General features: G+C 58.0%; 1 protein-coding gene. It reads right to left on the bottom strand.

Annotated elements, in window-relative coordinates:
- Positions 1–39 precede the first annotated feature (39 nt).
- Positions 40–771 (bottom strand): IS3 family transposase (locus tag V6767_RS22690; RefSeq protein WP_448475506.1); only part of this gene is annotated, 732 nt, incomplete at its 5' end.

The following is a 771-nucleotide window of genomic DNA, read 5'->3' as shown; positions in this document are numbered from 1 at the left end:
TGAACCGCTCCGGGTTTGCCGGAGGCTTGGTTTCAATAGTTACGCGGCTTGGACTTCAGTTTCCAGAGCTGCGTAGAAGTGTGCCTCTGCTTCTGCCGGTGGCATATTCCCGATTGGCTCGAGCAGACGGCGGTTGTTGAACCAATCCACCCATTCGAGCGTGGCAAATTCGACTGCCTCGAAGTTTCGCCAAGGGCCACGCCGGTGAATGACCTCAGCTTTATAGAGGCCATTGATGGTCTCTGCCAAGGCGTTGTCATAGCTGTCACCGACGCTCCCCACAGAAGGTTCGATACCTGCTTCAGCGAGGCGTTCCGAGTAGCGAATGGACAGATATTGCGAGCCACGATCGCTGTGGTGAACCAACCCCATTGCCTTCGTGGGGCGCCGATCATGGACAGCCTGTTCCAAAGCATCGAGCACAAAGCCCGTATGGGCCGATGTGCTGACACGCCAGCCGACGATCTTTCTGGCATAGGCATCAATGACGAAGGCGACATATGCGAACCCCTTCCATGTGGCGACGTAGGTGAAATCGCTCACCCAGAGCATGTTGGGCGCCGGCACGCGGAATTCGCGGTTCACCTTGTCCAAAGGACAGGGCTGCTTCTTGTCCGGCACGGTGGTTTTCTGCGGCTTACCGCGAATAACCCCCTGGATCCCTAGGTCTTTCATCAGTCGTGCCACGGTGCAACGCGCGACAGCCAGGCCTTCGCGGCCCAGTTGCCGCCAGATCTTGCGCGCCCCATAGACCTCCCAGTTCTCTTCGAA

Source organism: Martelella sp. FLE1502 (assembly GCF_053484255.1).
The sequence above is the reverse complement of the archived record's forward strand: the minus strand, read 5'-3'. Positions and strand labels throughout refer to the sequence as shown.